This is a genomic window from Streptomyces sp. LaBMicrA B280, from assembly GCF_049222185.1.
GTDB lineage: Bacteria > Actinomycetota > Actinomycetes > Streptomycetales > Streptomycetaceae > Streptomyces > Streptomyces murinus.
Map to the genome: position 1 here is coordinate 70,369 of NZ_JBMJCT010000018.1, position 20,485 is coordinate 90,853.

Below are 20,485 nucleotides of genomic sequence, written 5' to 3' on the forward strand. Positions count from 1 at the left end.
GAAGCCTTTCGGGCGACCGGTTCAGCGCCCGGTGCGGCCCGCGCGCGCCTCGGCCATCCGCTGCTCGGCGATCCGGTCGGCCGCCGCGGCCGGCGGGATCCCGTCTTCCTTCGCACGTGCGAATATTGCCAGCGTGGTGTCGAAGATCCGCGCCGCCTTCGCCCTGCACCGCTCGAAGTCGAAGCCGTGCAGCTCGTCGGCCACCTGGATGACCCCGCCCGCGTTCACCACGTAGTCCGGCGCGTAGAGGATCCCGCGGTCGGCGAGGTCCTTCTCCACACCCGGGTGGGCGAGCTGGTTGTTGGCCGCGCCGCACACCACCTGGGCGGTGAGCACCGGCACGGTCTCGTCGTTCAGGGCACCGCCGAGCGCGCAGGGCGCGTAGATGTCCAGGCCCTCCAGGCGGATCAGCGCATCGGTGTCGGCGACCGCCGTCACGCCTTCGTGCTGGTCGAGGATCCGCCGGACGGCGTCCGGGCGGACATCCGTGATGACGACCTTCGCGCCCTCGTCCAGCAGGTGGCGCACCAGATGGTGGCCGACCTTGCCGACCCCGGCGACACCGACCGTGCGGTCGCGCAGCGAGGGGTCGCCCCACAGGTGCTGGGCGCAGGCGCGCATGCTCTGGTAGACGCCGAAGGCGGTCAGCACCGAGGAGTCGCCGGCCCCGCCGTTCTCCGGGGAGCGGCCGGTGGTCCAGCGGCACGCGCGGGCCACCACGTCCATGTCGGCCACATAGGTGCCGACGTCGCAGGCGGTGACGTAGCGCCCGCCGAGGGAGGCGACCATCCGGCCGTAGGCGAGGAGGAGTTCCTCGGTCTTGTCGCGCTCCGGGTCGCCGATGATCACGGCCTTGCCGCCGCCGTGGTCCAGGCCGGCCATGGCGTTCTTGTACGACATCCCGCGCGCGAGGTTGAGCGCGTCGGCGACGGCCTCGGCCTCGGTGGCGTACGGGTAGAAGCGGGTGCCGCCGAGGGCCGGGCCCAGAGCGGTGGAGTGGAGCGCGATGACGGCCTTGAGGCCGCTGGCGCGGTCCTGGCAGAGCACGACCTGCTCATGACCGCCCTGCTCCGAGTGGAACAGGGTGTGCAGGACATCAGCAGGCGCGCCGGTTACGTCGGTCACTGTGGTGACTCCTGTGTACTAGCGGCGAGTGGGGTCAGCTCCCGTACGGGTGGCGGGTGCTGGTGGCATGAGCGTAGAGCCTGCGTCCGACCGCCGTCCGCGCAGTGTTCAGGATCACTCGCACGGGCTCACCGCACCCCCCTGGCCATGGCACGATGCGCAGTGTTTCCAGCCGGGTCCGATGGGGAGGGAACAGGCGTGCCGAAGGTGTCCTCCGTGATCGTCCCCTACGCCGCCTACCTGCGCGTGTACGAGCCGCTGGGCGCCTTCCCGGAGCCGGAGCGCGGCCACTGGGCGCGCTACGCCCGCCGCCCGGACCGGCCCTCGTACCAGGACGAACTGCGGCGCTCGCTGGCCGACTTGGTGCCGACCCCGCCCATCGCGGTGCCGGTGCGCGAGAGCGGCGACGCCTTCGTGCTGGAGGTCGACGGGGTGGTCTGCGTGTGCCCCTGGCGGACCCGGCTGCGCGGCTGGCAGGCGCTGGAGGAGCTCGGCTCGGAGCTGCCCCCGCCGGTGCTGGACGCGGTGCTGCCGCCGGTGGTGCGCCGGCAGGCGGCCCTGGACTACGAGCGCTGGCTCGGGCGCAATCCCGATGCGCGGCCGTGGATCCGCACGGCGACCTGGCAGGTGCCGGTGAACTGGTTCGTGCTGGTCAGGGACGAGGAGCGGCAGTACGAGAAGGGGACCGCGCAGGCGCCCCCGGTGCTGCGCTACCGCACGCCGATGGTGCAGGCCCGGCGCCGGGTGGCCAGGGCGCTGCGCACCCTGCGGGAGTCCGTGGGGGAGGGGCCGCTGGTCGACGGTCTGCTGGACGTCGGCCGCTGGCTGGAGGAGTTCCACCCGAGGTCGCTGGTGGAGCTGGACTACGGCGGTCTGGTGCATGTGCTGCCGGCCGAGGAGTTGGCGGACGACCACTCGGCGGCGGACGTGGCCGAGGGCGTCGAGGCGCTGCGCCGGGGGGACGAGGCGGCGGCCGGGGAGGCGTACGCGCGGCTCGTGGAGCGGTGGCGTGCGGTGCGGGATCGGCGTTCGGCGAACTGACGTTCAAACAGAATCCGCCAGAACGTGATCCGCGCCACAGCTGAGACGGTGCCCAACGGCGTACGGTCAAGCGCGTTTCACCCAACTGACGGGGCGTCGGCCCCGATCCGGGCGTTTGCGTCAAGGACGCCCGAAAGGTGATGGACTGCACGTACGGGGCCCTTGCGCCTCTTCCCCCTCCTCATGCCAAAATAGGACAAGGAGTCCGGGGAGGGTTCCTTCCGTCCAAGTGTGGTGCACTATGGGCGGAATCTCTGCATTGCACGCTTTGGGGGGTCTGGTGCCTCCTGATCGCCCTGTGACTGATCGTCACTGTGGCGTGACTGTCCGCTATGGCATGGTCCATCGGCTTCCGTCGCTGATGAACACCTGGGAGGGCAATTCCATCGGTTTGGCCGACCGGGCTGGACGGATGGTGTAGTTGTAGTGCCGAGGACAAGCCGTTCGTCCTATAACCGACTCGACTCGCGTCCGCCATTTCGGGCAACGCGGGTCAAGGTGCAGAATTTAGAGGAAAGAACCGAGAAGGTTCGGTTCTCCCGAGGAGGCCGCTCATGACCGCTCGCACCCCTGATGCCGAGCCGCTGCTGACCCCGGCTGAGGTCGCCACCATGTTCCGCGTCGACCCCAAGACGGTCACGCGGTGGGCGAAGGCCGGCAAGCTCACGTCGATCCGCACGCTCGGCGGGCACCGCCGTTACCGCGAGGCTGAGGTTCGCGCTCTGCTCGCGGGCATCCCGCAGCAGCGCAGCGAGGCCTGACCGAGCAGCGGAACAACTGAATACAGGGCGAAACGGCAGGCCCCCCAACCTGCCGAGGCGCCCGAAACCCTAGCTTCAAGCGACGCGGGACCTGCCCCAACGGGCCCCACGCCCAAGCCGAAAAGAACGTTGTAGGCAAGCGACACAGGGTGCGTCGTCGATCGCGCTGGACTCCGCCGGGTCCAGCGCGATCTGTTTTGTGTGCTGGTCGGGGGCGGCGCGGGGGGGTCGGTGAGGGTGTCGAGGGTGCACTTCGGTATGGAGTGCAATTGCACATATTAAATTGACCCGTTGTAGGAGGGGTGTAAGTTGCACGGTTCTGAAAACTCATGCAGTGACACCCGTCACACGCCGGGCCGCTTGTTGCCCCGGGCGTCCGTGCGCTAGTGGAATCATCGGTTCCACTGTCCCCTGTGTGCACGGGAGTTGAGGCTTCCGTCGGTCACGCGGTGCGGGACCGTCGGCGGTGCCGGGTGGGATGCCGGTGCGGTGAGGTGGCTGTCCCTGTCCCCATGTCCCTCTGGGTATCGAGTGAAGCGGGCACAGTCAAGGCCGCGCGACGGCATGGAAGCGTCCGTAAGCGTCCAGAGGAAGCCGGGTGGGCTTCTGATCGGGTTTGCCGACTTTCGTTGCCCTCAGGGGCCGTCAGGCGGCGCCGTGCGGGTACGACTTCCACTGCGGGGTGGGGACATGAGTGAGGCCCGCGATCCTCAAGGGATGCGGGCCTCACTCTTACTGCGGTCCTGACGGGATTTGAACCCGCGGCCTCCACCTTGACAGGGTGGCGAGCACTCCAAGCTGCTCCACAGGACCAGGTTTCGCGGCACTTGGCGTGTTGCTTTGTGCTGCGAGATGAGACTGTACAGGAGGTGAGCCCGCCAGGTCGAACTCACCCCCTGTGAGCGGTCGGTTACGGTGCGGCCGCGTCGATCGCCTTCACGATCCGCTTGTCGGAGATCGGGTACGCCGTGCCCAGCGCGTGCGCGAAATAGCTGACCCGCAGCTCCTCCAGCATCCAGCGGATGTCCAGGACCTGCCGCGGAACGGGCCGCCCCTGCGGCAGCTGCTCCAGCAGCCAGGCGTACTCGTCCCGCATCTCGTGGACCTTCTCCATGCGCGTGGTGTCCCGCTGCACGTTCGCCGGCATCTGCTGGAGCCGTCGGTCCGCCGCCACCAGGTACCGCATCAGATCCGGCAGCCGCCGTATCCCCGCCCAGGTGACGAACCCGGGCTTCACCAGCGCGTCCAGCTGCTTGCGGACGTCTGTGAGGTTCGCGAGCAGCGCGGGGCTGCGTACGGCCTTCAGACGCCGCTCACAGGCCCCCCACGCGGCCAGCACCTGCTGCACCTGGCCGACCGTGCGCACCGTGGTGTCCACGATCTCGGCGCGCACCTTGTCGTACAGCTTCCGGTACGACTCCTCGTCCCACGCCGGCCCGCCGAAGTCCGCGATCAGCTTGTCCGCGGCGGCCATCGCGCAGTCGTCGAACAGGGCCTGGATGGATCCGTGCGGATTGGCGGACAGCCCGAGCTTCTGCTGGTTGCTGAGCTTCTCGGACGCGAACTTGGCCGGGTTCACCGGGATGTTGCGCAGGATCAGCCGCCGGGTGCCCTTCCACATGGCCTCCGCCTGCTCGGCTTCCGTGTCGAAGAGCCGTACGGAGACCGTGTCGCCGTCGTCCACCAGCGCCGGGTACGCCTTCACCGGCTGTCCGGCCCGGCGCGTCTCGAAGACCCGGCTCAGCGTGCCGATCGTCCAGTCGGTCAGCCCCGCGCGCTCCAGCGCGGGGCCGCCCTCGCGGGACGCGGTCGCCGCCGCGGCCTGGGAGAGCGCCTTGCGCGCCTTCGGCTTCAGGCTGAGCTTGAGCGCCTCCAGGTCCTTGTCCTCGGCCAGCTTGCGGCGCCGCTCGTCGACGATCCGGAACGTGATCCGAAGATGCTCGGGGACCTTGGCCCAGTCGAAGTCCTCCGCCTCGAACGGCACCCCGACCATGCGCTTGAGCTCCCGCGCCATCGTCACGGTCAGCGGCTCCTGGAGGGGCACCGCCCGCTCCAGGAACGCCTTGGCGTAGTTCGGCGCGGGCACGTAGTTGCGCCGGATCGGCTTGGGCAGGGACCGGATCAGCTCCGTGACGACCTCTTCCCGCAGACCCGGGATCTGCCAGTCGAAGCCCTCGTCGGTGACCTGGTTGAGGACCTGGAGCGGGATGTGCACGGTCACCCCGTCCGCGTCCGCGCCCGGCTCGAACTGGTAGGTGACCCGGAACTTCAGGGCCCCCTGCCGCCAGCTGTCCGGATAGTCGTCCTTGGTGACCGCCTCCGCGGACTCGCGGATCAGCATCTCCCGCTCGAAGTCCAGGAAGTCCGGCTGCTCGTGCCGCTTCCGCTTCCACCAGGAGTCGAAGTGCGCGCCGGAGACGACGTGTTCGGGCACCCGCTGCTCGTAGAAGTCGAACAGCGTCTCGTCGTCCACCACGATGTCCCGGCGCCGCGCCCGGTGCTCCAGCTCCTCGACCTCGCTGAGGAGCTTGCGGTTGTCGGCGTAGAACTTGTGGTGGGTGCGCCAGTCGCCTTCCACCAGCGCGTTGCGGATGAACAGTTCGCGGGAGACCTCGGGGTCGATCCGGCCGTAGTTCACCTTGCGCTGGGCGACGATCGGCACGCCGTACAGCGTGACCTTCTCGTACGCCATCACGGCCGCCTGGTCCTTCTCCCAGTGCGGTTCGCTGTACGTGCGCTTCAGCAGGTGCCCGGCGATCGGCTCGACCCACTCGGGCTCGATCTTCGCGTTGACCCGCGCCCACAGCCGGCTGGTCTCCACCAGCTCGGCCGACATCACGAACTTGGGCTGCTTCTTGAACAGCGCCGAGCCCGGGAAGATCGCGAACTTGGCGTTGCGGGCGCCCAGATACTCGTTCTTGTTGCCCTCCCGTACGTCCTTCATCCCGACGTGGGAGAGGAGTCCGGCGAGCAGGGAGACATGGACGCGGTCGGCGGGAGCGTCGTCCTCGGCGAGGTGGATGCCCATCTGCTTGGCCACGGTCCGCAGCTGGGTGTAGATGTCCTGCCACTCGCGGATGCGCAGGAAGTTCAGGTACTCCTGCTTGCACATCCGCCGGAACGAGCTGGAGCCGCGCTCCTTCTGCTGCTCGCGGACGTACCGCCACAGATTGAGGTAGGCGAGGAAGTCGCTGGTCTCGTCCTTGAAGCGGGCGTGCTGCTGGTCGGCCTGCGCCTGCTTGTCGGCGGGGCGTTCGCGCGGATCCTGGATGGACAGGGCGGAGGCGATGACCATGACCTCGCGGACACAGCCGTTGCGGTCGGCCTCCAGCACCATCCGGGCGAGCCGCGGGTCCACCGGCAGCTGGGCCAGCTTGCGGCCGGTGTCGGTGAGCCGCTTGCGGGGGTCCTTCTCCGCGGGGTCGATCGCGCCCAGTTCCTGGAGCAGCTGCACGCCGTCGCGGATGTTGCGGTGGTCCGGCGGGTCGATGAAGGGGAACTTCTCGATGTCGCCGAGGCCGGCCGCGGTCATCTGGAGGATGACGGAGGCCAGGTTGGTGCGCAGGATCTCCGCGTCGGTGAACTCCGGCCGGGCGAGGAAGTCGTCCTCGCTGTACAGCCGGACGCAGATGCCGTCGGAGGTACGGCCGCAGCGGCCCTTGCGCTGGTTGGCGCTGGCCTGCGAGACCGGCTCGATGGGCAGCCGCTGGACCTTGGTGCGGTGGCTGTAGCGGCTGATCCGGGCGAAGCCGGGGTCGATGACGTACTTGATGCCCGGGACGGTCAGCGAGGTCTCGGCGACGTTCGTGGCCAGCACGATCCGGCGTCCGGTGTGCTGCTGGAAGACCCGGTGCTGCTCGGCGTGCGACAGCCGGGCGTAGAGGGGCAGCACCTCGGTACGCTGCCCATCAGCGCCTCCGGCGCGGGTGTACTTCTTCTCCAGCGCGTCCGCCGTGTCGCGGATCTCCCGCTCACCGGAGAGGAAGACGAGGATGTCGCCCTCGCCCTCGGCCTGGAGCTCCTCGACCGCGTCGCAGATCGCGGTGATCTGGTCGCGGTCGGCGTCCTCGGACTCCGCTTCCAGGAGCGGCCGGTAGCGCACCTCCACGGGGTACGTCCGCCCGCTGACCTCGACGATCGGGGCGTCCCCGAAGTGCCGGGAGAAGCGCTCGGGGTCGATGGTCGCCGAGGTGATGACGACCTTGAGGTCCGGCCGCTTGGGCAGCAGCTGGGCGAGGTAGCCGAGCAGGAAGTCGATGTTGAGGGACCGCTCGTGGGCCTCGTCGATGATGATCGTGTCGTAGGCGCGCAGCTCGCGGTCGGTCTGGATCTCGGCGAGCAGGATGCCGTCCGTCATCAGCTTCACGAAGGTGGCGTCCGGGTTCACCTGGTCGGTGAAACGCACCTTCCAGCCGACGGCCTCGCCGAGCGGGGTGCGCAGCTCATCGGCGACGCGCTCGGCGACGGTACGGGCGGCGATCCGGCGGGGCTGGGTGTGCCCGATCATGCCGCGCACACCGCGGCCCAGTTCGAGACAGATCTTGGGGATCTGCGTCGTCTTACCGGAACCGGTCTCACCGGCGACGATGACGACCTGGTGATCGCGGATGGCCGCCGCGATCTCGTCCTTCTTCTGGCTGACGGGCAGCTGTTCGGGATAGGTGACGGCCGGCACGCGGGCGCGCCGCTCGGCCATCCGGCCCGCCGCCTTGTCGAGCTCGCCCTCGATCTCGGCGAACACGGCGTCACGGGCTTCGGGCTTACGGATCTTGCGCGCGCCCTCGAGCCGCCGTCCGAGCCGGTGCGCGTCACGCAGCGACAACTCGGTCAGACGGGCGGCGAGGGAGCCGAGGGCGGGGGCTGGATGCGTAGACATACGCGATCCAGGATCTCACCTCGGCCGAAACCCGGTCGACTGATTTGCCGCCGGTGCCGGGCCGCGCCCGGCGATCGACAGGCACCCCCCACGGCGAGATGCCAAAGTTCCCCTATGTCCGATTCGCGTATGTCCGATTCGCGCTGGACGACGTTCAAGCGGTCCCCCTTCCTCCCCGCCACCGTCCTGCTCCTCCTCATCTCCGCCGCCGCAGGTCTCTTCGCGGGCTCCTACACGTACGCCATGGCGAATCCGACCCCGCACAGCATCCCGGCCGCCGTCACCGGCCCCTACGACCGGCCACCGGCCCGCGCCTTCATCGCGGGCATGGAGCACGCCCTGTCGGCCTCGCTGAAGCTGCACCCGTACCCGGACCGGGCCGCGGCCGTACGCGCCGTGAACCAGCAGCGCGTCTTCGCGGTGGTCGGCGCGCCCGCGGGCAGCGGCCCGGTCCGGATGGACGTGTCCGCGGCCTCCGGGGCGACCGTCGCGCAGGTCCTCGGGGAGTCCGCGGCCGACGTGGGCCGGGCCACCGGGACCTCCGTCGCGCTGCACGATCTCAAGCCGCTCCAGAAGGGCGATCCGCGAGGACTGGCGATCTTCTACATCTCCCTCGCCGCCGTGGTGATCGGGTTCATCGGCGCGATCCAGCTCAGCGTGCACGCGAAGGCGCTGAACCCGCTGGAGCGCATCGCCTTCACCGTCGGCTACGCCCTGCTCGGCGGGTTCACGATCGCGGCGGTGGTGGACTGGTGGCTGGGCGCGCTGCGGCTGCCGTTCGTGGAGTCCTGGCTGATCCTCGCCCTGACGATGTTCACGTCCGGCATGGTCTTCACGATGTTCAACACGATGTTCGGGCGCTGGGCCATGCTGCCGACCTGGGGCCTGATGGTGCTGCTCGGCAACCCCTCGTCCGGTGGCGCCGTCTCCTGGCCCCTGCTGCCGTCCGCGCTCGGCACCGTCGGCCGCTGGCTGCCGCCGGGCGCCTCGGTGAACGCCCAGCACACCGCGGTCTACTTCCGGGGCGACCAGCACGCCTTCCCGTTCCTGGTGCTGGCGGGCTGGTCCCTCCTGGCCTGCGCGATCTTCCTGATCTGGCGCCACCGCCACCCGGGCGGCCGCTCGACGGGCCCGGCCCAGGAGGTCGGCGCCTGAAAGGCCGGTACCGAGAAGGCCGGTGCCTAGGAAGTCGGCGCCTAGGAGGTCGGCGCCTAGGAGGTCGGCGCGGGCGTCGCGGGGGCGGGTATCGCGTCGGTGCCGGAGGGGGCCGCGGGGGCCGCGGGAGCCGGCGCGGGCGGCTGCGGCTGGGTCGGTCCGCCGGCCAGGGTCATGGACCGCGCGGTGTTGGAGACGGCCTTGATGCCCAGATAGGCGGTGGTCATGCTGCTGACCGCGGTGAAGGCGGCGGTGAGGATGCCGACGATCACCGAGGTGTCGCCCTTCAGCCGCCAGACCCCGACGACCGCCACCGCGACGATCGCGACATTGCTGACCGTCACCGCCAGCAGGCCGAACTTCGCCTTGTCCTTCTCGAGCTCGATCTCGGTACCGCTCATTGGTCCCCCCGACCCGGCTGGAGCGCGATGCCCTCACACGACGAAGGCCCCGTTCGTCGAACGGGGCCTTCGGGTGGTGGCTGGGGCCGGGGTCGAACCGGCGACCTATCGCTTTTCAGGCGATCGCTCGTACCAACTGAGCTACCCAGCCACGAGGTTTCACGTGAAACCTCAGCGGTCCTGACGGGATTTGAACCCGCGGCCTCCACCTTGACAGGGTGGCGAGCACTCCAAACTGCTCCACAGGACCAAGCTGTTTGTGTGCAACAGTGTCGCACACGGACTTGCGTGCCCCCAACGGGATTCGAACCCGTGCTACCGCCTTGAAAGGGCGGCGTCCTAGGCCGCTAGACGATGAGGGCTATCGGCCCGCCTGGGCGCTTCTCAGCGCGTCGGGGACGTGAGAAGCATATGGGATGGCGAGGGGGATCGCCAAAACGGTTTACGGGCGACGGGCGGAGCCCCCGTTCCCGGCGGGTGAGGGAGCGGTCGACGGGGGTGTCGCGCCGGGCCGGTTGTCGTCCGCCAGATGGCGGCTGACCTCGGCCGTCGTCAGTCCGAGGCCGCCCAGCTGGATCGCGTCCCACGCCTGGAGCCGATGGCTGTCGCGGTCGAAATAGAGCACCGACGCCTCGATCGGCGCGGGGTACTTCCCCTCCACCGCGCGCAGCCCACTGCCCCCGGTGGAGCCCTCCATCCGCAGCCGCGTCCCGTACGGCAGCTTCTCGTCCCCCTCGTGATGCAGATGCCCGCACAGCACCAGCGGCACCTCCCCGTCCGTCTCCCGCGCCGCCACCGGCTCGTGCGCGATCGCCACGTCCACCGGTGTCCCCGCCGCCCGCTGGGAGCGCAGCGCGCTGTCCAGCCGGTCGCCCGCCAGCCGCTCGGCGGCGTCACCGCCCGGCACCACCGCCCGGTCCGGGGTGAACTGCGGATCGCCGATGCCCGCGAAGCGCAGCCCGCCCACCGTCCGCGCCCGCCCGTCGTCCAGCACCCGGACGTTCTTCATGTGCTCCAGATAGCGCTGGGTGGTCCGGGAGTCGTGGTTGCCCCGCACCCAGACGTACGGCACGCCCAGCCCGGCGATCGGGTCCAGGAAGCTGTTCTCCGCCGCCGTGCCGTGGTCCATCGTGTCGCCTGAGTCCACGATCACGTTCACCTTGTACTGCTTCACCAGCGAGGCGATGATCTTCCAGCTCGCCGGGTTCAGATGGATGTCCGAGACGTGCAGGACCCGGATGGTGGAGGGGTCCGGCTGGTAGGCAGGCAGCGTGGACGTGACGTCGTACAGCTTGGTCACGTTCGTCACCAGGCGGGCCAGCTCCTGCTGGTAGACGTCGAAGTCGCTGACGATGCTGCGCGCGTTGCCGATCACCGAGGGCGCGGAGGACAGCAGTCCGGAGAACCTCGGCTCCAGTACCGACTTGGGGTTCCAGGTGGCGTACGCGCAGACGCCCGAGGCGGCCAGCAGCGCGAGGGCGAGTCCGCCGGCCGTGAGCGCGCGGCCCGGGCGCCGGTAGACCGCGAAGCCGAGGGCGCCCGCGCCGACCAGCACGGCGACGCCGGAGCGCACGGCGAGGTCGAGGGTGCCGTGCTCCACGTCGTGGACCACCTCGTCCTGGAGGCCGGAGATCCGGTCCGGGTGGTTCACCAGTTCCTGGGAGCGCAGCGGGTCCAGCTGGTCGACGTTGACGTCCAGGCGGACCGGCGCGACATGGCTGTCCAGGGTGAGCGCGCCCAGCGGGGACACATTGATCTTGGTGCCGCCGGTCAGCGAGGGGCGCAGCGCCATCGTGGTGTTCATCGGGCCGACCGGTGTGCGCACATTGCCGACGACCAGCAGCCCCAGCCAGGCGCCGACCAGCACGACCGCGGTGAGGCCCAGCGCGCCGAGCCACGGCCGGGGGCGGGCGGCGAGCTCCAGTTCGGGGAGCGGCCGGGGACGGGAACCGGGACGGGGGCGGCGGAAGAGGGCGGCGGCGAGGTTCGGCATGCGGTGCAGGGCGGCGAGGGGGGCGCGGACCATTGGTGCCGTATGCCCATGCGCGGGCGGGGGTATGCGGCGCTCGCCCGCTCCCGCGCGGGCCGGCCGGCCGCTCCCGTACGGCCCTGCCGTGCCCGACAATGGCCCTGTGCTGGAGATGACGCGCGAGGAGTTCGAGGAACTGGTGGCCGAGGCGCTCGACCGGATCCCGCCGGAGCTGACGCGGCTCATGGACAACGTGGCGGTGTTCGTGGAGGACGAACCGCCCGCCGCCGATCCCGATCTGCTCGGCCTGTACGAGGGCACCCCGCTGACCGAGCGGGGCGAGTGGTACGCCGGTGTGCTGCCGGACCGGATCACGGTCTACCGGGGGCCGACGCTGCGCATGTGCGACTCGCGCGAGGACGTCGTGGCGGAGACCGAGGTGACCGTGGTGCACGAGATCGCCCATCACTTCGGCATCGACGACGCCCGGCTGCACGCGCTCGGCTACGGGTGACGGAGCGTCAAGGCGGCCGCGGGGGACGCGGGCGCGGCCGCAGGAGCCGTACGGGCCGGGTGGCTTGATGCGTACGCGGCGCGTGTCCTCCTGCGGGCGACGGGAGTTGGACAGGTTGACCCCGTTCCCTGTCCCCGGAGGTGGCCGCCGTGCGCCCCTTGCCCGTACCCGTACGTCTGGTCGTCGCGGCACTGGCCGTCTCCGCCGCCACCGGCTGTGTGAACGTGGGTGACGCCGCCGGCCGGGCCACGCCCTCGCACTCAGCGGGGCGGCACGGCGGCGGCGGAGCGGCGGGCGCCGGACCCCGCCCCCGCCCGCGCAGCAGCCGACCCCCGGGCCGACCACCGCGCCGCCCCCGCCCCCGCCGACCACCCCGCCGCCGCCCGACACCGAGCCCCCTTCGGCCGAACCCTCCTCCTCGGCGCACGAGGACCCCGGCCCCCAGCTGGTGCAACGCGAACCGGCACCCGCGGCGGGTGTCCCGATGTGACCGGACGCACCCTCCGAAGCGGCCCATCGGTTTGCCTTCAGGGGTGGGGGGTGCGTATGGTGGTAGATCGTTTGATCCCATTTGCCCGGCGCCACTGCAGAGCGCGCCGTGTGGCGCGTACTCTCCCTTGCCGTGGCGGACCGCATTGAGGCGGTCGTGTGCGAATCACGGAGTTGACGGGCGCGTGCCGAAGAGACTCCGGAAGGTTTCGCATTCGCATGTCCGTGTCCAGTTTTGACCAGATCGTCGTGCCCGAAAACGAGAACGTGAACGAACTCGTGGACGAGACGACCGAGGCCACTGAGACCCAGGCCCCCGAGGCCCCCCAGACCCCCCAGATCACCTTTGCCGACCTCGGCCTCCCCGAGGGCGTCGTGCGCAAGCTCGCGCAGAACGGCGTGACGTCCCCCTTCCCGATCCAGGCCGCGACCATCCCGGACGCCCTGCTGGGCAAGGACATCCTCGGCCGTGGCCGCACCGGCTCCGGCAAGACCCTCTCCTTCGGTCTGCCGACGCTGGCCCAGCTGGCCGGCGGCCGCACCGAGAAGAAGCGCCCCCGCGCGGTCATCCTCACCCCCACCCGTGAGCTGGCCATGCAGGTCGCGGACGCCCTCCAGCCGTACGGCGACGTCGTCGGCCTGAAGATGAAGGTCGTCTGCGGCGGTACGTCCATGGGCAACCAGATCTACGCCCTGGAGCGCGGCGTCGACATCCTCGTCGCCACCCCGGGCCGGCTGCGCGACATCATCAACCGCGGCGCCTGCTCGCTCGAGGACGTCCAGATCACCGTCCTGGACGAGGCCGACCAGATGTCCGACCTGGGCTTCCTGCCCGAGGTCACCGAGCTGCTCGACCAGGTCCCGGCCGGCGGTCAGCGCATGCTCTTCTCCGCCACGATGGAGAACGAGATCCAGACCCTCGTCGACCGCTACCTGAAGAACCCCGTCTCCCACGAGGTGGACGCGGCCCAGGGCGCGGTGACGACCATGTCCCACCACATCCTCATCGTGAAGCCCAAGGACAAGGCGCCGGTCACCGCCGCGATCGCCTCCCGCAAGGGCCGCACGATCATCTTCGTCCGCACCCAGCTGGGCGCCGACCGCGTCGCCGAGCAGCTGCGCGACGCGGGCGTGAAGGCCGACGCGCTGCACGGCGGCATGACCCAGGGCGCGCGCACCCGCACCCTGGCGGACTTCAAGGACGGCTACGTCAACGTCCTGGTCGCCACCGACGTCGCCGCCCGCGGCATCCACGTCGACGGCATCGACCTGGTCCTCAACGTGGACCCGGCCGGCGACCACAAGGACTACCTGCACCGTGCGGGCCGTACCGCGCGTGCGGGCCGTACCGGCACCGTCGTCTCCCTGTCGCTGCCGCACCAGCGCCGCCAGATCTTCCGTCTGATGGAGGACGCCGGCGTCGACGCGGGCCGCCACATCATCCAGGGCGGCGCCGCCTTCGAGCCGGAGGTCGCCGAGATCACCGGCGCCCGGTCCATGACCGAGGTGCAGGCCGAGTCCGCCGGCAACGCCGCGCAGCAGGCCGAGCGCGAGGTCGGCCAGCTGACCAAGCAGCTGGAGCGTGCCCAGCGCCGCGCCACGGAGCTGCGCGAGGAGGCCGACCGCCTGGTGGCCCGGGTCGCCCGCGAGCGCGGTGAGGACCCGGAGACCGCGGTGGCCGAGGCGCAGGCCTCCGCCGCCGAGGAGCTGGCGGCCGAGGAGCCCGTCGCCCGGGAGACCGAGCGCGAGGAGCGTCCGGCGGCTTCGGCGGCGCCCGAGCGCCGCGACGACCGTCGTCCGTTCGACCGTGACCGCCGTGACGACCGCGGTGGCCGCGGCTTCGAGCGCCGTGACGACCGTGGTGGCCGTTCCTTCGAGCGTCGTGACGACCGTGGCGGTTTCCGCCGTGACGACCGCGGTGACCGCCGTGACGACCGTGGTGGCCGTTCCTTCGAGCGCCGCGACGACCGTCGTCCGTTCGACCGTGACCGCCGTGACGACCGTGGCGGCCGCTCCTTCGAGCGCCGTGACGACCGCCGCGACGACCGTCGTGACGACCGTGGTGGCCGTTCCTTCGAGCGTCGTGACGACCGTGGCGGTTTCCGCCGTGACGACCGCGGCGAGCGCCGTGACGACCGCGGTGGCCGTTCCTTCGAGCGCCGCGACGACCGCGGTGGCGACCGCGGCGGCTTCCGCCGGGACGACCGCGGTGGCCACCGGGGCAGCGACCGCCCGTTCAACCGCGACCGTCGTGACGACCGTCCGGGCTTCCGCTCCGGCGGCCACGAGCGCCCCTACGGCCGTCGTGACGACCACCGCGGCACCGGCGGCTCCACCGGTTCCTCCTTCGGCCGCCGCGACGACAAGCCGCGCTGGAAGCGCAACGGCTGACGGATCGCCGTAGCACCGCGAAGGGCCCGCACGACCTACGTCGTGCGGGCCCTTCCGCGTACCGCCCCCGAGTGACGCATGTCACGCCCGTGACAGGGGAATTGCTGGGGGCATGACAGAAGACGCGACAGACGACGTGACAGGTGACGCGACAGGCGACGCGACAGCGGGTGTGCCGTCGGACGAGGAACGGCTGGCCCAGCTCGGCTACACGCAGGTCCTCGCCCGCCGTATGTCGGCGTTCGCCAACTACGCGGTGTCCTTCACGATCATCTCGGTCCTGTCGGGCTGTCTGACCCTCTACTCCTTCGGCATGACCACGGGCGGCCCCGCCGTGATCACCTGGGGCTGGGTCGCGGTCGGCCTGATGACGCTGCTCGTGGGGCTGTCGATGGCCGAGATCTGCTCGGCCTACCCGACCTCGGCCGGACTGTACTTCTGGGCCCACCGGCTGGCGCCGCCCCGCTCGGCGGCCGCGTGGGCGTGGTTCACGGGCTGGTTCAACGTGCTGGGCCAGGTCGCGGTCACCGCGGGCATCGACTTCGGCGCGGCGTCCTTCCTCGGCGCGTATCTGAACCTCCAGTTCGGCTTCGAGGTCACGCGCGTGCGCACGGTCCTGCTCTTCGCCGCGATCCTGCTGCTGCACGGCCTGCTGAACACCTTCGGGGTGCGGATCGTCGCCTTCCTGAACAGCGTGAGCGTGTGGTGGCACGTGCTCGGGGTGGCGGTCATCGTCGGCGCGCTGGCCGTCGTACCCGACCACCACCGCTCGACGTCCTTCGTCTTCACCCACTTCGTCAACCAGACGGGCTGGGGCAGCGGTGTCTACGTCGTGCTGCTCGGCCTCCTGATGGCCCAGTACACCTTCACCGGCTACGACGCCTCCGCCCATATGACCGAGGAGACGCATGACGCGGCCACGGCGGGCCCGAAGGGCATCGTGCGCTCCATCTGGACGTCCTGGATCGCGGGGTTCGTCCTGCTGCTCGGCTTCACCTACGCCATCCAGTCGTACGGCGAGGAGCTGGCCTCCCCGACCGGCGCGCCGCCGGCCCAGATCCTCCTGGACGCGCTCGGCGCCACCTCCGGCAAGCTGCTGCTCCTGGTGGTGATCGGCGCCCAGCTCTTCTGCGGCATGGCCTCCGTGACCGCCAACAGCCGCATGATCTACGCCTTCTCGCGCGACGGCGCGCTGCCCTTCTCCCGGCTCTGGCACACGGTGAGCCCGCGCACCCGCACCCCTGTCGCGGCGGTCTGGCTGGCCGCGCTCGCGGCGCTGGTGCTCGGCCTGCCCTACCTGATCAACTCGACGGCGTACGCGGCGGTGACGTCCATCGCGGTGATCGGCCTCTACCTCGCCTACGTCGTCCCGACCTTCCTGCGGGTCCGCAAGGGCGCGGAGTTCCAGCGGGGTCCCTGGCACCTGGGCCGCTGGTCGGGCGTGATCGGGGTGATCTCGGTCCTGTGGGTGCTGGCGATCACGATCCTCTTCATGCTCCCCCAGGTCTCCCCCGTCACCTGGAAGACCTTCAACTACGCCCCGGTCGCCGTGCTGGTCGTCCTGGGCTTCGCCGCCACCTGGTGGCTCGTCTCCGCCCGCCACTGGTTCCTCGACCCCGCCCGCCCCCGCACCCCCGCCTCCGCCCCCGTCAAAAACTAGCCATCCCACCCCCCGACGCGGCCGGGTCCCCCTACCCGATCGGAGACCCGGCCTCCTCCGGCTATGCTCGGACAGGCAACATCGCCTGGGCCCTTAGCTCAATTGGCAGAGCAGTGGACTTTTAATCCATTGGTTGTGGGTTCGAGTCCCACAGGGCCTACGGAATCGCCCCCAGCTCAGAGGTAGTTCGAGCTGGGGGCGTCAGCCGTTTTCAGGGGGTTCGGTGATGATTCTGCTGCTGTCCGGGAGCCTGCGGGCCGGTTCCACCAATGAGGCGCTGCTGCGGACGGCGCGGGAGGTCGCGGTGGAGACGGGGACGCGGGCCCTCGTGTACGACGGGCTGGGACGGCTTCCGCACTTCAACCCCGATGACGACCGGGAACCGCTGCCGGCGGCCGTGGCCGGGATGCGGGCCGCGCTCGACGCGGCGGACGCGGTGCTGATCTGCACGCCGGAGTACGCCGGGACCCTGCCGGGCGCGTTCAAGAACCTGCTGGACTGGACGGTCGGCGGCACCGAGATCTGCGGCAAGCCGGTCGCCTGGGTCAATGTGGCGGCGCCGGGCCGGGGAGAGGGCGCGGAGGCCACCTTGCGGACGGTGCTCGGGTACACCGGGGCGGCCGTGGTGGAGGCGGCCTGTGTGCGGGTGCCGGTGGGGCACGGCGATGTGGGGGAGGACGGGGTCGTCGCCGACCCGGAGATCCGCCGGCGGGTCGGGGACGCGCTGCGGCTGCTGGTGGCGGCCGGTGCGGGGGAGGCGTGACGCCGGATTCCGCGCGGGTGCTGAATCTGTGGCGGCGGCAGCTGGGGGAGGTGCCCGAGTGGGTCTGGGAGCGTGCCGGGCTCCAGGTGCTCGTCCTCGCGGACAACGGGCTCACCGCGCTGCCGGGCGCCGTCGGACGGCTGCGGGCCCTGCGGACCCTGGACCTCGGGCACAACCGGTTCACCTCGGTGCCCCCGGAGATCGGGGAGCTGACCGGGCTCGACGGCTTCCTCTACCTGCACGACAACGCGCTCGGCGAACTTCCCGAGGAGCTGGGGAACCTGACGCGGCTGCGGTACCTGAACGTCGGGGAGAACGCGCTCACGGCCCTGCCCGGGACCATCGGACGGATGTCCGGGCTCGTCGAACTGCGGGCGCAGCACAACCGGTTGACCGCGCTGCCCGCTGCCGTCGGAGACCTCGGCGGCCTTCGCGAGCTCTGGCTGCGGGGCAATGAGCTGGCGGGCCTGCCCGCGTCCATGGGCGCGCTGACGGAGCTGCGCCACCTCGATCTGCGGGAGAACGCGCTGCCCGAGCTGCCGCCCTGTCTCGCCGCCTTGCCCCTGCTGCGGCAGCTGGACGTGCGCGGCAACCGGCTCACCCGGCTGCCCGACTGGATCGTGGACCTGCCAGCCCTGGAGAAGCTGGACCTGCGCTGGAACGACTGCCCCCGGGACTCTCCCCTGACGGCGGAGCTGGAGCGGCGGGGCTGCGTCGTCCTGCTGTGACGTGACCGCGCCCGCCGGTGTTCCCGGCGGGCCGGCGTACTCACCTCACGTCGTACGACCCCTGCGCCTTGGGAGTGCGGCGGCTGTGCGCGGCATGCCGGGGGCGGGCCACCTTGGAGGAGACCTGGCCGACGATCTCCCAGAAACACACCAGGGCGGTGATCGGCGGAATTCCGAAGATGATCAGGGAAAGCGGGGAATGCGCCGCATGGCAGACGCACAGGGCGACCGCCATCGTGGAGGCGCCCAGCAGAACTCCCCACGATCTCCTGGCACTTCGGCTTTGAACCGTCGCCCGCAGAATGGACAGCGCCGCCACGAGCCAGGGCCCGTACACCGTCAACGGCCACCACTGCGCGAGGCGCATCGGCAGTACGGAGGAAGCGGTGGCGCGGAGTTGTGCGTAGGAATAGGAGAAGGACCAGCCCAGCATGCACAGCGCGCACACCGAGATGGTGGCGATCAGCAGCGTGACGGGCGCACCGCGCTGATTGTCGCGCAGCAATCCGGGCTCGGTACGGATGCGCCGACGGTTTCTCCGGTGGCTGGACCTGCCGTGCGGCGGGGCCGGGTCGGGATTCGCGGCGGACGCCCCGGACAGCATCTGGGCCAGCTCTTCGACCGGGTCCCATTGCATCTCGAGCGTGCTGAACTCATAGTCACACAAAACGTCTTCATCGTGAATCCTGTCCATGGGCTGACTCCTAGAGCCTCACCATCGCCCGCAGGTACTCACTCTCCAGCTGGCGGATTCTCTTCAAGAAATCGTCGAGAAGATCTGAACAGCCGTCGGTGAACACCTCGCCTTCCCTGCTTTCCAGCCGGAATGTGACCGGCGAGTGGAGATTCAGCGCTGTGCGTCTCTCAGTGCGTGCCACGGTCAGCTAACGAGCCTCTCGGGAGATGGGGGTGTGGGGCATTCGGGTGCTTCTGTAGCTCGAAAGCGGGGTCCGGCGGTCCTATGACAGCAACTGGCGAAAATACGAATGCCGTTTCCGCGGGCCCGGGAACGCGGTGACGTCCCGCCGGGCGGCCCGTACGGTGGGCGGGAACCGGGGAGGAGTACGAGGGTGACGTCGAGCGAGTCGCGCGGGAGCGGGACGTGCCGGTGCTCGGGTCCTGGCTGGAGCTGCGGGTGCAGCGCAATCCCGGCGCGGCCTTCGGCATGGGCGGCGCCACGACCATCGTGTTCACCCTGATCGCGCTCGCCGTGGCCGCCGTCATCGTGCGGGTGTCGCGGCGGCTGACCAGCACCCCCTGGGCGATCGCCCTCGGCCTGCTGCTGGGCGGCGTCATGAACCTCGCCGACTGGGCGATCACCTGCGGCGGCGTGCTGATCGTCGCCCTGTCCTGCGCCGGGCACGAACCGGGCGACGCGCGCCGTCCCCGGGAGCGGACCGGCTGACGCGGGGCCGCACACTGGAGCCGATGAGCACCGAGCGAGCCCACCCCGAGTCCGCGCCGTACCCGTACGTGCTGCTGTCCGCCGCCGTCTCCCTCGACGGCTGCCTGGACGACACCGGTCCGGAGCGGCTGCTGCTGTCCGGACCGGCCGACTTCGACCGGGTCGACGCGGTACGGGCCTCGGCCGACGCCCTGCTGATCGGCGCGGGCACCCTGCGGGCCGACAACCCGCGCCTGCTGGTCAACTCCGCCGAGCGGCGCGCGGCGCGGCTCGCGCGGGGCAGGCCGGAGTACCCGCTGAAGGTCACCGTCACGGGCAGCGGCGACCTCGACCCCGGGGCCCGCTTCTGGCACACCGGCGGTGACAAGCTCGTCTACACGACCGACCGGGGCGCGGCGCAGGCCGCCCGGCTGCTCGGCGGCGCCGCCGAGGTCGTCGCGCTCGGCCCGGAGCTGGACTGGCGGGCGCTGCTCGGCCATCTGCGCACCGAGCGGGGGGTCGGCCGGCTGATGGTGGAGGGCGGCGCGGCCGTGCACACCCAGCTCCTCCAGCAGGGCCTCGCCGACGAGCTGCAGCTGGCGCTCGCCCCGCTGATCGTGGGCGATCCGGCCGCCACGCGGCTGTTCGGCCCCGGCCGCTACCAGGAGGGCCGGCTGCGGCTCGTCGAGTCCCGCCGGATCGAGGACGTCGTGCTGACGCGCTACGAGCCCACCGCGCCCGGCACCGGCCCGCTGCCCACCGCGGCCGACCGGCACTGGCTGCGCACCGCCTGCGAGCTGGCCGCGCTGTGCCCGCCTTCGGAGACGGCCTTCAGCGTCGGCGCGGTCGTGGTCGCCGCCGACGGCACCGAGCTGGCCCGCGGCCACTCCCGGGAGGGCACGGACCCGGTGGCGCACGCGGAGGAGGCGGCGCTCGCCAAGACCGACCCCGCCGACCCCCGGCTGCCCGGCGCCACCGTCTACAGCAGCCTGGAGCCCTGTGCCCGCCGCGCCTCCCGCCCCGCGCCCTGCGCCGAGCTGATCCTGCGGGCGGGGGTGCGCCGGGTGGTGACCGCCTGGCGCGAGCCGGACACGTTCGTGGTGGCGGCCGACGGCACGGGGGTGCTGACCGGCGCGGGTGCCGAGGTCCTCGTACTGCCCGAGTACGAGGACCTGGCCAAGGCCCCGAACCGGCATCTGCCGGGCCGCTCCGGGGCCCCGTCCTGACC

The 20,485-nt window shown here is 71.0% G+C and carries 14 protein-coding genes, 5 tRNA genes and 1 pseudogene; 11 read left to right on the top strand and 9 right to left on the bottom strand.

Translation table 11 applies throughout. The features are described 5' to 3' along the window. Positions 1 to 21 precede the first annotated feature (21 nt). Positions 22 to 1,125: a Leu/Phe/Val dehydrogenase gene (locus ACLF5H_RS17790; protein ID WP_421676990.1), complete on the bottom strand. Its 1,104-nt coding sequence runs from the start codon at positions 1,123 to 1,125 to the stop codon at positions 22 to 24. 198 nt (positions 1,126 to 1,323) lie between these two features. On the opposite strand from ACLF5H_RS17790, the gene ACLF5H_RS17795 reads away from it, so the two are divergent. Next, positions 1,324 to 2,166, top strand: a complete 843-nt coding sequence (locus ACLF5H_RS17795; protein ID WP_421676991.1) for a hypothetical protein — start codon at positions 1,324 to 1,326, stop codon at positions 2,164 to 2,166. A gap of 554 nt (positions 2,167 to 2,720) precedes the next feature. Continuing rightward, positions 2,721 to 2,927, top strand: coding sequence for a developmental transcriptional regulator BldC (gene bldC / locus ACLF5H_RS17800; protein WP_003949541.1), 207 nt, complete (start codon positions 2,721 to 2,723; stop codon positions 2,925 to 2,927). A gap of 738 nt (positions 2,928 to 3,665) precedes the next feature. Here the strand turns inward: bldC and ACLF5H_RS17805 are convergent. Further along, positions 3,666 to 3,740: transfer RNA gene (locus ACLF5H_RS17805), tRNA-Asp, on the bottom strand. Between the two features lie 97 nt (positions 3,741 to 3,837). Further along, positions 3,838 to 7,803, bottom strand: coding sequence for an ATP-dependent RNA helicase HrpA (hrpA, locus tag ACLF5H_RS17810; protein WP_421676992.1), 3,966 nt, complete (start codon positions 7,801 to 7,803; stop codon positions 3,838 to 3,840). Between the two features lie 129 nt (positions 7,804 to 7,932). Between hrpA and ACLF5H_RS17815 the strand changes: the two genes are divergently transcribed. Continuing rightward, on the top strand, positions 7,933 to 8,958 hold the full coding sequence (locus ACLF5H_RS17815; RefSeq protein ID WP_421676993.1) for an ABC transporter permease: 1,026 nt from the start codon (positions 7,933 to 7,935) through the stop codon (positions 8,956 to 8,958). 56 nt (positions 8,959 to 9,014) lie between these two features. Here ACLF5H_RS17815 and ACLF5H_RS17820 read toward each other — a convergent pair whose 3' ends face one another. From ACLF5H_RS17820 to ACLF5H_RS17840, 5 genes are all read right to left on the bottom strand, one after another. After that, a complete protein-coding gene (locus ACLF5H_RS17820; RefSeq protein ID WP_421676994.1) occupies positions 9,015 to 9,359 on the bottom strand; it encodes a hypothetical protein in 345 nt (114 codons plus the stop codon). 74 nt (positions 9,360 to 9,433) lie between these two features. Then, positions 9,434 to 9,510, bottom strand: a tRNA-Phe gene (locus tag ACLF5H_RS17825). A 24-nt stretch (positions 9,511 to 9,534) separates the two neighbouring features. Then, a tRNA-Asp gene (locus tag ACLF5H_RS17830) sits at positions 9,535 to 9,609 on the bottom strand. Positions 9,610 to 9,648: 39 nt separating this feature from the next. Next, a tRNA-Glu gene (locus ACLF5H_RS17835) sits at positions 9,649 to 9,721 on the bottom strand. Positions 9,722 to 9,801: 80 nt separating this feature from the next. Next, a complete protein-coding gene (locus tag ACLF5H_RS17840; protein ID WP_421676995.1) occupies positions 9,802 to 11,385 on the bottom strand; it encodes a metallophosphoesterase family protein in 1,584 nt (527 codons plus the stop codon). A gap of 106 nt (positions 11,386 to 11,491) precedes the next feature. Here ACLF5H_RS17840 and ACLF5H_RS17845 point away from each other — a divergent pair, with 106 nt between their 5' ends. The 6 genes from ACLF5H_RS17845 to ACLF5H_RS17870 all read left to right on the top strand — a co-directional run bounded on the left by ACLF5H_RS17845 (position 11,492) and on the right by ACLF5H_RS17870 (position 17,873). Further along, positions 11,492 to 11,842: a metallopeptidase family protein gene (locus ACLF5H_RS17845; RefSeq protein WP_421676996.1), complete on the top strand. Its 351-nt coding sequence runs from the start codon at positions 11,492 to 11,494 to the stop codon at positions 11,840 to 11,842. A 708-nt stretch (positions 11,843 to 12,550) separates the two neighbouring features. Continuing rightward, positions 12,551 to 14,722, top strand: a complete 2,172-nt coding sequence (locus tag ACLF5H_RS17850) for a DEAD/DEAH box helicase (RefSeq protein ID WP_421676997.1) — start codon at positions 12,551 to 12,553, stop codon at positions 14,720 to 14,722. Positions 14,723 to 14,834: 112 nt separating this feature from the next. Further along, complete coding sequence (locus tag ACLF5H_RS17855) at positions 14,835 to 16,382, top strand: amino acid permease (protein ID WP_421676998.1); 1,548 nt, start codon at positions 14,835 to 14,837, stop codon at positions 16,380 to 16,382. A gap of 87 nt (positions 16,383 to 16,469) precedes the next feature. Continuing rightward, positions 16,470 to 16,542: transfer RNA gene (locus tag ACLF5H_RS17860), tRNA-Lys, on the top strand. Between the two features lie 66 nt (positions 16,543 to 16,608). Beyond that, a complete protein-coding gene (locus tag ACLF5H_RS17865; RefSeq protein ID WP_421676999.1) occupies positions 16,609 to 17,145 on the top strand; it encodes an NADPH-dependent FMN reductase in 537 nt (178 codons plus the stop codon). Beyond that, the gene (locus tag ACLF5H_RS17870; protein WP_421677000.1) at positions 17,142 to 17,873 is read left to right on the top strand and encodes a leucine-rich repeat domain-containing protein; all 732 of its coding nucleotides are present in this window, start codon (positions 17,142 to 17,144) and stop codon (positions 17,871 to 17,873) included. Before ACLF5H_RS17865 ends, ACLF5H_RS17870 begins: the two co-directional genes overlap by 4 nt. A 40-nt stretch (positions 17,874 to 17,913) precedes the next feature. On the opposite strand, the gene ACLF5H_RS17875 is transcribed toward ACLF5H_RS17870, so the two are convergent. Beyond that, complete coding sequence (locus ACLF5H_RS17875; protein WP_421677001.1) at positions 17,914 to 18,567, bottom strand: DUF2637 domain-containing protein; 654 nt, start codon at positions 18,565 to 18,567, stop codon at positions 17,914 to 17,916. Between the two features lie 381 nt (positions 18,568 to 18,948). On the opposite strand from ACLF5H_RS17875, the pseudogene ACLF5H_RS17880 reads away from it, so the two are divergent. Together ACLF5H_RS17880 and ACLF5H_RS17885 are read left to right on the top strand one after the other, a co-directional pair. Continuing rightward, positions 18,949 to 19,278 (top strand): annotated as a pseudogene (locus ACLF5H_RS17880) (signal peptidase II); the annotation flags it as partial. Between the two features lie 23 nt (positions 19,279 to 19,301). Then, on the top strand, positions 19,302 to 20,483 hold the full coding sequence (locus tag ACLF5H_RS17885) for a dihydrofolate reductase family protein (RefSeq protein WP_421677002.1): 1,182 nt from the start codon (positions 19,302 to 19,304) through the stop codon (positions 20,481 to 20,483). Positions 20,484 to 20,485 lie beyond the last annotated feature (2 nt).